This is a genomic window from Flavonifractor sp. An9 (assembly GCF_002161245.1).
Lineage (GTDB): Bacteria > Bacillota > Clostridia > Oscillospirales > Oscillospiraceae > Flavonifractor > Flavonifractor avicola.
Genome location: NZ_NFHC01000042.1, coordinates 1 through 10926 on the forward strand (window position 1 = coordinate 1; position 10926 = coordinate 10926).

Genomic DNA, 10926 nt, shown 5'->3' on the forward strand with positions numbered 1-10926 from the left:
CTTTGACCCCGGCATGATCGCCAACGCCCAGTACTACCTGAAGAAGGGCGTCCTCAAGGGGCCCCTCCACTTCCAGTTCTGCATGGGCTGCGCCAACGGCATCCCCGGCACCATGAAGAACCTGATCTTCATGAAGGAGACCATGGAGTCCCTGTGCCCCGGTTCCACCTGGAGCTGCTTCGGCGTGGGTCACTCCGCCATGACCATGCTGTATGGTGCTGTGGCCCTGGGCGGCCACATCCGCGTGGGCATGGAGGACAACGTCATGTACGCCAAGGGTCAGCTGGCTCAGAGCAACGTCCAGTTTGTGGACCGCGCCCGCCGCGTCATCGAGGAGTTCGGCAAGCAGGTTGCCACGCCCGCCGAGGCCCGCGAGATCCTCAGCCTGAAGTAATTTCACAAGATTTCCTGCAAAAGGACCGGGAGCATACCGACGCGGCGGAACCGTGCCGGTTTCCCGGTCCTTTTCTGATTTTTGTCAGGCGTTCCCTCTGTGAGGCCCGTAGCGCCTCTGTACGTCGTTTTTCCGCCCCGTGTATAGAATGACTCATTTGGCTTTTTCCGCGTTTACAGCGCCTTCACGCTCTTTCTGAACACATTGCACAATGACCAACTGTACCGCTTGCTTTTGTGCGTTTTTTTGCGCCGCCCTCATGTTATGCAGGTTTGCCGCCATACGCCTCCAAATTTTATATCCGAAATTTGTGCATACTGAACATTCCATAATTTATACTAAAATTTATTCGCACCTCTTTGTCAAATCTTTAACTATCATTTTATGTAGTTTATACAAAATCAGGCACTCACTTCTTGGTTACTATGCACTTATTGGTTAGTAACTCACCAACTTGTGGGGATTGCACAAAAGCCTCCAAATCGATAAAGTATAGCTGCAACAAGGAATGGACTTGCCGGCACTTGTCCTGATCCAAACCATTTAGAGATGAGGGAAAATAAATGGCGAAACAAAATCTCCGCGACGGAAACAAGAATTCCGTCGTCAACTTCGGCGCAGGCTGGGTCGTCATCATCTATTGCCTGCTGATGTTTTTCCTGTACGTTGGTATGTGCAACGACGGCGCTAACATCACAGCCCCCAACGTAGCCGCCCGCCTGGGCCTGGAGCAGGGCGACATCATGAATATGAACTCCCTGGCTGGTATCATCGGCGTGGTGTTTTTCATCGTGGTGGGCCAGATCAACCGCAAGGTTGGCGCCCGCATTACCTCCGGCGTGTGCTGTATTATCTCCGGTATCACCTACATCATTGCCTGCAGCGCTCCCAACATTGCCGTATATACCATTGCCATGTGCTTCGTGTACGGCAGCATCATGTCCGCCGGTTATGTGGCTGGCGGCACCCTGGTTGCTACCTGGTTTCCCAAGAAGAAAGGCGTGGTCATGGGCTACACCACCATGGGCCACAACTTCGCTTCCGCTTTCTATGTGCAGCTGGTTGCCATCCTGATTGCCCCCACCGCTGTTGCCACCAGCGTGGGCGGCGCTGACCTGTCCAACGTGGGCGCAAACTTCCCCGGCGGCATCGTGCCCATCGGCATCGCCGCCATCGTACTCGGCATTCTGGGTATGCTCTTTATCCGCAACACTCCCCAGGAGCGCGGCATCAACCCCGACAACGTCTCCGACGAGGTCTACAAGAACGAGTACGATACCACCGACGCCGTGGAGGGCGACGGCGGCTGGACCACCGGCAAGCTGCTGGCCACCAAGGAGCTGTGGCTGGCTGCTATCACCACCGGTTTCTTCCAGATCTGCTCTGTGGGCGTTATGAGCCAGCTGGTGACCCGTAACATTCAGCTGGGCTTCACTCCCCAGGCCGCTATGAACGTCATGACCATCCTGGCCCTGGGCGGTGTGGTCGGTTCCTGGATCATCGGCATCATCGATGACAAGATCGGCACCAAGAAGACCATGGTTGGCTTCGGCGTGTGGTACGCCATCGCTCTGCTGTGCAACTTCGGCGCTACTGACAGCTCCTCCCCCCTGGTGTACATCTCCCTGTTCATGATCGCCATGGGCATCGGCGGCTCCGCCAACTTCACCACCTCCCTGCCCACCTCCATCTTCGGCCGTCAGGGCTTCGATAAGGTGAACAGCGTGATCTTCCCCATCCAGGGCGCTATCACTGCTCTGTGCTTCCTGGTCAATGGCATGGTGCAGAAGATGACCGGCGGCGAGATCAAGATGGCTTATCTGGTGTTCGCCGGCGTGGCTCTGGTCAACGTGGTGCTGGTGCTCATCGTCAACGAGCATCGCTTCAACCGCGACTGGAAGGCCGCTCACCCAGGCAAGTAAGTTTACCCCCTCTTGGGCGCGCCGCAGAAACTGCGGCGCGCCCCTTTGCTGTTCAGACACCAAAAAGCCCCGACCGTACGGTCGGGGCTTTTTGGGTGTGTGTTGTGTGTGTTGCAAAGGTGTTGGAGAGGGATAAGAGAGGAATTGGTTTGGGAGGATGGTCTCGCTTGTGATTCATCTCTGAATCTGTCTGTATCATACCCTGTAAATAAGGCCAAATCGTGTATTCATTGTGAATAAACTGTTAATTTCAATTCCCATATTTTTCTCCCGGTCCTTCGCCGGTTCTTTCCCCGATTTTGGCTTGACAGCCGTGTGGTTTGGTGCTATAGTTTCGTTGTTAAAATGGCGATGATGGAGAAGAAACCGCACAGCGGCGGACAGAGAGGAGCCCATTTGGTGGAAGGGTTCCACGACACGCAGCGGCCGTACCACTCCTGAGCCGCCCGGGACGACCGGGCCGGGGCTTTCCCGTTATAGAAAGTCACAAGCGGCATGAAGTCACGCTGCGCGCCCTCCGCGACGGCGCCTAAGTCCTGCGACTGCGCAAAACACCAAAAAGCCCTTTTGCTTTTTGGTATTTCGCTTCGCTCCGGCCTTAGTCACCTGCTCCCGGGCGCCTCCGCGCTCTATGCAAGCAGGGTGGAACCGTGGGACGTTTCTTACGCCTCACCCCTGACTGACAGGGGTGAGGCGTTTTCTTTACCCTCCGCCCCAATTTACAAGGAGGTTTTATTTATGTCCGAAGAAGTCAAGAACGAATTTACCTTTGAGAACCCTGAATACCGCCAGACCTATTGGCACACCTGCTCCCATGTGATGGCTCAGGCTGTGAAGCGCCTGTGGCCCGAGGTAAAGCTGGCCATCGGTCCCGCCATTGAAGAGGGCTTCTACTACGATATGGACGCCCCCTTTTCCTTCACCCCCGAGCATCTGGAGCAGATCGAGGGCGAGATGCGGAAGATCTGCAAGGAGAAGCTGAAGCTGGAGCGGTTCGAGCTGCCCCGGGCCGAGGCCCTCAAGCTGATGGAGGAGAAGGGTGAGCCCTTCAAGGTGGAGCTCATCAACGACCTGCCTGAGGATGCGGTGATCTCCTTCTACAAGCAGGGCGAGTTTACCGACCTGTGTGCCGGTCCCCACCTGGACTCCACCGGCCGCATCAAGGGCAATGCCATCAAGCTCACCGCCTGCAACTCCGCCTACTGGCGGGGCGACTCCAACCGGGAGACCCTCCAGCGCATCTACGGCATCGCCTTCCCCAAGAAGGACGAGCTGGACGCCTGGCTGAAGCAGCGTGAGGACGCCCTCAAGCGGGACCACAACAAGCTGGGCCGTGAGCTGGGCTACTTCACCACCGTGGATGTGATCGGTCAGGGTCTGCCCATCATCCTGCCCAAGGGCGCCCGCACCATTCAGGTGCTCCAGCGCTGGGTGGAGGACGAGGAGCAGAAGCGGGGCTACCTGCTGACCAAGACCCCCTACATGGCCAAGCGGGAGCTGTACAAGATCTCCGGCCACTGGGACCACTATCTGGACGGTATGTTCGTGCTGGGCGATCCCCACGACGAGGAGAAGGAGTGCTTCGCCCTGCGGCCCATGACCTGCCCCTTCCAGTACCAGGTGTTCCTGAACCGTGGCCGCAGCTACCGTGACCTGCCCATGCGTCTGGGCGAGACCTCTACCCTGTTCCGCAATGAGGACTCCGGCGAGATGCACGGCCTGATCCGTGTCCGCCAGTTCACCATCTCCGAGGGCCACCTGATCCTCCGTCCCGAGCAGTTGGAGCAGGAGTTTAAGGGCTGCCTGGACCTGGCCAAGTACTGCCTGGGCACCGTGGGCCTGCTGGACAAGTGTACCTTCCGCTTCTCTCAGTGGGACCCCGCCAACCCCAACAACAAGTACGAGGGCACCGCCGAGCAGTGGGAGACCGCTCAGAAGGTCATGGGCCAGATCCTGGACGACCTGGGCGTGGAGTACACCATCGGCATTGACGAGGCCGCCTTCTACGGCCCCAAGCTGGACATCCAGTACAAGAACGTGTTCGGCAAGGAGGACACCCTGGTCACCATCCAGATCGATATGCTGCTGGCCAAGCAGTTCGGCATGGAATATGTGGACGCCGACGGCCAGAAGAAGACCCCCTATATCATCCACCGTACCTCTCTGGGCTGCTACGAGCGCACCCTGGCCTACCTGCTGGAGGAGTACGCCGGCGCCCTGCCCACCTGGATGTCCCCCGAGCAGATCCGCATCCTGCCCATCACCGACCGCGCCGCCGAGTACAGCTATGAGCTGAAGAACAAGCTGTTTGCTCAGGGCTTCCGCGTGGAGGTGGACGAGCGCAACGAGAAGATCGGCAAGAAGATCCGTGAGGCCCAGTTGGAGAAGGTCCCCTATATGCTGGTCATCGGCGACAAGGAAGTGGAGAGCGGCGAGGTGGCCGTCCGCAACCGCAAGGGCGAGCAGACCGTCATGGCCTTCGATACCTTCGTGGAGAAGCTGAAGGACGAGGTTGACGCCAAGTCTATTGAACAGAAGATTTGATTTCCTCTCAAAGAGCGCTCCGCATCATGCGGAGCGCTCTTTTTTGTCACCCCTTCTCTCCGGTGGGCATAGCATACTGCTAGCAGACGCTCAATACACTTGAAGGAGCATACGCTATTATGGGAATGCCCGTTATCACGCCCAGCACCACCACCCGTACCCAGGCCATCACCGATATCATCGAGTCTGTGGCGCTTCAGGAGACCGCTCTGTCCCACATCCTCAATGCCGAGGGTGAGAAGATCCAGAAGATGGTCGCTCTACCAGTACGACCACGACCACCAGCACCACAAGCAGCACCACCAGTACCACGACCAGCACTACGACTACCACTTCCACCACCAGCACCACCTCCACCACCACGGCGGTCCCGCAGCCCCGGAGTCAGGCCATCACTGACCTGTTTGAGCCGGTGGCCCTCCAGCAGGCGGCCCTGTCCCACATTCTCAACGCCGAGGGGGAGAAGCTGCAAAAGATCTTATCTTTTGAGGATCTCAGAACCGAGACCATTCTGCAGGCTAATAAGTCTGTGGAGTCCATGGTGGACGCGGTCTCCGGTCTGGAACTTATTCTGAAGCAGAAGCTGGAGCTCTTTGACGACTGCCTCTGTGACGGCGATATGCCCTAAATCCAACCGTGGCGCGGCAGAATCCTTTGCCGCGCCACAGTTCTCCATCTGGACAAGGAGGTATTTGGTATGAAGGTTGCTCTGGTGACCATGTTTTCCGGCCTGTCCCCCACCTACTCCCTGGTGAATGTGGCGGCCGACCAGATCCGGATGCTGCTGGAGGCCGGGGTGTCGGTGAAAATGCTGGTCAGTGAAACCTGCCCCGATGGGGAGCGGACCGGCATTTTTGCAGATGAGCGGCTGGAGTGGGTCAAAATCACCAACACTCTCCACGGGCAGCCCATCCAGTGGCACGACTACTCCTCCCCCACCGGACAGGTTCACGATACCTTCTTTGAGGAGGCCGACCACATTGCCAAAGACCTTGTTACCCATTTAAAGGATGTGGACGTGTGCATCCTCCACGATATTCTCTACCAGGGCTGGCACCTGGTCCACAACATCGCGGTCCGCAAGGCACAGCAGGAGCTGCCCCACCTGCAGTTTCTGGCCTTCACCCACTCCTTCCCGGCGGCCCGACCCCAGGAGATGGAATACCCCTTCTCCGCCCGGTTTACCGACCTGCCCCGGACCAAATTTATCTACCCCACCCGCTCGGGCATCCCGTCCCTGGCACGACAGTACGACGTGCCGGAGGGACGGTGCGCCGTGGTGTACAACACCCTGCCCCTGATCCCCTCCATGAGTGAGGCGGTACAGACGGTGGCCCGGCACATGGATCTGACCCGGCCCGACCTGCTGGCGGTCTACCCCGCCCGGCTCACCACCGGCAAGCGGCTGGAGAAGGTGGCCGCCTTGGCGGGCGCCATCCGCACCGCCACCGAGCAGGACATCAAGGTCATCTTCTGCGACTTTCCCAGCGCCGACATCCCGCCCAAAGTCTACAAGGCCATGATCCGCACCGAGGGCAAAAAGTACGGTTTGGGGGACGAGGACCTGCTTTTCACCTCGGACATCGGCTTCCCCGACGGCTTCCCCCGGCAGGGGGTGTTTGAGCTGTTCCAGCTGTCCAACCTGTTTATCTGCCCCTCCTACTCCGAGTCCTTCGGCCTCACTGTGCTGGAGGCCGCCAGCCGGGGCAATTTCCTGGTGCTCAACCAGGCCGTCCCCGCCCTGAAGGAGCTGGGAGAGAGCCTGGGAGCCTACTTCATGCGGTGGGACGCCCGTAACTTCGGCTTTGACACCTACGAGAGCTACTCCCCCTCCGAGCAGGCCTACTATGAGGAGCACGGGCGGGCCATCGTCAATCTGATGCGGGAGGACCGGAGCCTGAACGCCAAAACCATCGTACGCAACCGGTACAACGATGAGTGGATCTGCCACAATCAGCTGCTGCCTTTGCTGGAGGGATAAAAAAGAGCCCCGATGAGACGCTGCTCGATGCAGCGCCCCATCGGGGCCCTCTTTCCTTTGAAATTAGAAGTCGGCATTACCCACCGTTCTGGGATGCAGTTCCACGTCGCGGATGTTGGACACGCCGGTGAGGTACATGACCATCCGCTCGAAGCCCAGGCCGAAGCCGGCGTGGCGGCAGGAGCCGTAGCGCCGCAGGTCCAGGTACCACCAGTAGTCCTCGGGGTTCATGCCCAGCTCCTTGATGCGGCTCTCCAGCAGCTCCAGGCGCTCCTCACGCTGGGAACCGCCGATGATCTCACCGATGCCGGGCACCAGACAGTCGGCGGCAGCCACGGTCTTGCCGTCGTCGTTGAGGCGCATATAGAATGCCTTGATGTCCTTGGGGTAGTCGGTGACAAACACGGGGCGCTTGAAGATCTGCTCGGTGAGATAGCGCTCGTGCTCGGTCTGCAGATCGCAGCCCCACTCCACCTTGTAGTCAAACTTGTCGTTGTTCTGCTTGAGCAGCTCCACCGCCTCGGTGTAGGTGACGCGGCCAAAGTCGGAGTTGGCCACGTGCTCCAGCCGCTCCTTCAGGCCCTTGTCCACGAAGGAGGAGAAGAAGTTCATCTCGTCGGGGCACTTCTCCATGACGGTGTTGATGATATACTTGATCATGGCCTCGGCGGTATCCATATAGTCGTTCAGGTCGGCGAAGGCCATCTCAGGCTCGATCATCCAGAACTCGGCGGCATGGCGCTGGGTGTTGGAGTTCTCCGCCCGGAAGGTAGGACCGAAGGTGTACACGTTGCCGAAGGCCATAGCAAAGTTCTCGGCGTTGAGCTGGCCGGACACGGTGAGGTTGGCCTTCTTGCCGAAAAAGTCCTTGGTATAGTCCACAGTGCCGTCCTCGTTCTTGGGCACGTTCTGGAGGTCCAGAGTGGTGACCTGGAACATCTCGCCGGCGCCCTCACAGTCAGAGGCGGTGATCAGCGGAGTCTGGGCGTACACAAAGCCCCGGTCCTGGAAGAAGCAGTGGATGGCGTGGGCGGCCACGGAGCGCACCCGGAAGGTGGCGGAGAACAGGTTGGTGCGGGGCCGCAGGTGCTGGATGGTACGCAGGTACTCCACGCTGTGGCGCTTCTTCTGCAGGGGGTAGTCGGGAGTGGAGGTGCCCTCCACCTGGACCTTGGAAGCCTTGATCTCCAAGGGCTGCTTGGCCTCGGGGGTCAGGACCACGGTACCGGTGACAATGAGGGCGGCGCCCACATTCTGACCGGCGATCTCCTTATAGTTGTCCAGCACATTGGCGTCCAGGACCACCTGCAAATTCTTGAAGCAGGAGCCGTCGTTCAGCTCCACAAAGCCGAAGCTCTTCATATCACGAATGGTACGGGCCCAGCCGCAGACGGTGATCTCCTTGCCGCCGAACTGCTCCTGGTCCGCGAAAATCTGTGCGATTTTGGTGCGTTCCATTTCCATTTCCCTCGATTCGTAAAATTTAACCTCAGTGGGCACTAGTATATCATTTTTCTTCGATTTTGCAAGGGGTCGGGGGCAATTCTCCCGCCAGAAGGTCCCCGAAAATCAGCTTTTCCTGCTCCGCTGCGCCCACGGACCGGTCCCGGAACTGGTAGAGCACCCAGCCCAGCACCGCCAGAGCCGCCGCCAGGCCGTACTCCAGGCCGCTGAGGGCCCCGGGACTCATGGGCAGCAGGATGTTGCCCGCCAGGAACACCGAGGCCAGAACGCCAAACACCGCCGTCACCCTCCCGCCGGGCATGGACACCGGCCGACGGAGGCCGGAGCGGGTTTTCCGCAGCCACAGCACGGCGGCAAAGGACATGACCCACATGACAATGGTGGTCAAAGAGGCCACATTGATAAAGGGGATGAAGAACAGCTTGCCGGTGAAGGGGGTGAGCACCACAAAGGCGGCGGTGAAGCAGATGCACCGCACCGGCGTGCCGTATTTGGGGTGGAGGACGGCAAACTTCCGGGACACCAGGGCAAAGCGGGACAGGCCGTAAAGCATCTGGGCGGAGGAGTAGAGGGTGGAGTTCATCACGCCCACCGCCCCCACAAAGGCGGTAACCAGGAACAAAAGCCGCACCCAGGGCAGGCCGGTGATGGACACCAGCACGTCCGCAAAGGGGGCGGTGCGGCCCACCGCCTCCCGCCAGGGCATATTGCCCGCCACGGCGGTGGACACCAGGCACAAAATGCCGGTGACCAGGATCAGGCAGGTGATGAGGGCGGCCCCCGCCTTCCGGGCGGCGGGGCCGGTGGCGTCGGCGGCGGCCTTGGACACCGTCTCCCACCCGGCCACCGAGAACACCAGCAGGGAGAGCAGGGAGGCCGAACCGGCAAAGTCAAACTCCATGCCTCCGTCCGAAGCATACACTGCCGGGTCGAAGTGGGCAAAGCACACCGCCAGCCCGACGGCGCACATGACCAGCAGCACCACGGTTGCGATCTTGGCCAGGGAGGCGCACACGTTGGCCCCCTTGATCTGCACCCACAGGATGGCCCCCGCCAGCAGCAGCTGGAGAATGAGATTGGGCAGGGTCACCGGGAAGTCCCCCACATGGTAGAGGACGGCAGTCTCCTTCAGAGCGGGAAACAGCTCGTCCAGCAGGGAGATGGCAGCCAGATCCACCCAGCAGAACACGATGGTGTTCATGAGGATGCCCGCCCAGCCCACGGCAAAGCCCCCCCTGGGTCCGAAGGCGGCGTAGGAGTACACCACCTCGCCTCCCGGCAGGGGGAACATGGGGATGGCCTCCATGTAGGCGAAGGCAAAAGGCAGTTCAATGATGATGCACAAAAGAAAGGCCACCGCCAGATTCAGTGGCCCGCCCGCCGTGTCCAGCCAGGTGCCGGTAAGCAGCAGCCAGCTGGTGCCCAGCATACAGCCGATGCCCATGGCCACCAGGCCGAAAAAGCTGATGGACTGTTTTCCAGATTGTTCCATATCTATGTACCCCTTTCTTACAGGTTACTGGGGCAAGATCGCCTGGATCCGGGCATTGAGCGCCTCGATGTCTGGCTGGCCCACCAGGTGGTTGGTAAGGCCGTACTCCTGTTTCAGGGACAGGATGCGGTAGACGCTCTCGTCCAGCCGCTCCATAGAGATGCGGCCGGCGTCCACCGCCGAGAGCAGGGCGTCCCGGGCGGCGGTAAGGTTGTCCGTCTCATGGCACACCAGCAGCAGGTCGCACCCGGCCTCCACCGCCATGACGGCGGCCTCCCCCATGCCGTAGGTATTGGAGATGGCGCCCATGGTCAGATCATCGGTACACACCACCCCGTCAAAGCCCAGCTCCTGCCGCAGCAGGCCGGTGACCACCTCTGGGGACAGGGAGGCAGGCAAATCGGGGTCGATCTGGGTCATGAGGATATGGGCCACCATGACGCAGGGGGTTCCCTCGTCAATGGCTGCCTGGAAGGGGATCAGCTCAAATTCCTTCAGCTGCTCCGCCGTCTTGTCCACCACCGGCAGATCTACATGGGAGTCGGTGCTGGTATCCCCGTGGCCGGGAAAGTGCTTGACCACCGGGATCACACCCCCCTGCTCCAGTCCCTCGTTCACCGCCAGCCCCACCCGGGTCACCGTGTCGGGGTCGCTGCCGTAAGCCCGGTCCCCAATGACGGTGTTGTCCGGGTTGGACCAGATGTCCAGGCAGGTGGAGAAATCCAGATTGAAGCCAAATGCGGCGCACTGGGCGGACAGCACCTTCCCCCGCTCCAGAGGATCGCCTCCGCCGGCGATATAGTCATAGGCGGAGGGCAGGTCGTCCACCTCCGGGGGCATCCGGTCCACCCGTCCCCCCTCCTGATCCACGCACAGAAAGAGGGGGATGTTGTCGCCGTTGAGCGCTTTCAGTTCGTTGGTCAGGTCCGCCAGCTGGTCGGCGCTCTCCACGTTCCGGCCAAAGAGGATCACGCCGCCCACCTGGTAGTCCTGGACCGCCTGAAGGCCATCCTCACCGGCCCCAGTTCCCCCGATGCCCGCCACCAGCAGCTGGCCCACCTTCTCTTGGGTGGTCATGGCCGCCAGAGCCTCCGCCACCGGGTCAGGGGTGGGGGTAGGCTCCGGGGTG

At 60.2% G+C, this 10926-nt stretch carries 10 protein-coding genes; 6 read left to right on the forward strand and 4 right to left on the reverse strand.

Annotation, left to right across the window (positions count from 1 at the left end):
• Positions 1-394, forward strand: a 394-nt coding sequence (locus B5G40_RS16155) for a 3-keto-5-aminohexanoate cleavage protein (RefSeq protein WP_143383446.1), incomplete at its 5' end; no start/stop codon positions are given.
• Positions 395-547: 153 nt separating this feature from the next.
• Here the strand turns inward: B5G40_RS16155 and B5G40_RS17510 are convergent.
• The gene (locus B5G40_RS17510) at positions 548-676 is read right to left on the reverse strand and encodes a hypothetical protein (protein WP_275533065.1); all 129 of its coding nucleotides are present in this window, start codon (positions 674-676) and stop codon (positions 548-550) included.
• A 281-nt stretch (positions 677-957) separates the two neighbouring features.
• Between B5G40_RS17510 and B5G40_RS16160 the strand changes: the two genes are divergently transcribed.
• The 5 genes from B5G40_RS16160 to B5G40_RS16180 all read left to right on the forward strand — a co-directional run bounded on the left by B5G40_RS16160 (position 958) and on the right by B5G40_RS16180 (position 6841).
• Positions 958-2316, forward strand: a complete 1359-nt coding sequence (locus B5G40_RS16160) for an MFS transporter (RefSeq protein WP_087400654.1) — start codon at positions 958-960, stop codon at positions 2314-2316.
• Positions 2317-3054: 738 nt separating this feature from the next.
• Positions 3055-4860: a threonine--tRNA ligase gene (gene thrS / locus B5G40_RS16165; RefSeq protein ID WP_087400656.1), complete on the forward strand. Its 1806-nt coding sequence runs from the start codon at positions 3055-3057 to the stop codon at positions 4858-4860.
• Between the two features lie 234 nt (positions 4861-5094).
• Positions 5095-5259 carry a hypothetical protein gene (locus B5G40_RS17050; protein WP_162614488.1) on the forward strand — a complete coding sequence of 55 codons (165 nt, stop codon included), beginning with the start codon at positions 5095-5097 and terminating at the stop codon, positions 5257-5259.
• 13 nt (positions 5260-5272) lie between these two features.
• On the forward strand, positions 5273-5488 hold the full coding sequence (locus B5G40_RS16175; protein ID WP_242959474.1) for a hypothetical protein: 216 nt from the start codon (positions 5273-5275) through the stop codon (positions 5486-5488).
• A gap of 69 nt (positions 5489-5557) precedes the next feature.
• Positions 5558-6841 (forward strand): glycosyltransferase, encoded by a 1284-nt coding sequence (locus tag B5G40_RS16180; protein WP_087400660.1) that lies wholly within the window; start codon positions 5558-5560, stop codon positions 6839-6841.
• Between the two features lie 63 nt (positions 6842-6904).
• Here the strand turns inward: B5G40_RS16180 and asnS are convergent, their stop codons facing one another.
• The 3 genes from asnS to nagZ all read right to left on the reverse strand — a co-directional run.
• Positions 6905-8299, reverse strand: a complete 1395-nt coding sequence (gene asnS, locus B5G40_RS16185; protein ID WP_087388517.1) for an asparagine--tRNA ligase — start codon at positions 8297-8299, stop codon at positions 6905-6907.
• 49 nt (positions 8300-8348) lie between these two features.
• Positions 8349-9797, reverse strand: a complete 1449-nt coding sequence (locus B5G40_RS16190) for an APC family permease (protein WP_087400662.1) — start codon at positions 9795-9797, stop codon at positions 8349-8351.
• Between the two features lie 24 nt (positions 9798-9821).
• A partial coding sequence (gene nagZ, locus B5G40_RS16195; protein WP_087400664.1) for a beta-N-acetylhexosaminidase occupies positions 9822-10926 on the reverse strand: 1105 nt, incomplete at its 5' end.